Raw genomic sequence first — 234 nt, 5'->3', positions numbered from 1 at the left:
GAACCACGCCCGGCTCACCACCGGGCCGGGCCGATGAACCGACCACATCAGGACGCGGCGTCGGAGATGCCGACCACCGCGGGCAGTTCGGACGGTGCCTCCGTCGACTCCGGCAGGGTGACATCGATGCCGAACAGAGCGTCGAGCCCGCCGAGGAACGCATCCTGGTCGCCGGCCCTGGCGAGCTCGCGCGAGCGGACCATGGGGGTGTGCAGCAGCACGCCGGCGAGGTGC

1 pseudogene is annotated in these 234 nt (G+C 72.2%); it reads right to left on the bottom strand.

Annotated features, from left to right (window positions below):
* Nucleotides 1-47 precede the first annotated feature (47 nt).
* Nucleotides 48-234, bottom strand: a pseudogene (locus BV453_RS01905) (glutamyl-tRNA reductase); the annotation flags it as partial.

Origin of the sequence: Microbacterium sp. ER1, assembly GCF_023383675.1 — a bacterium.
In the GTDB taxonomy this organism is placed as follows: Bacteria; Actinomycetota; Actinomycetes; order Actinomycetales; family Microbacteriaceae; genus Microbacterium.
This window is presented reverse-complemented; position numbering and strand designations above follow the sequence as displayed.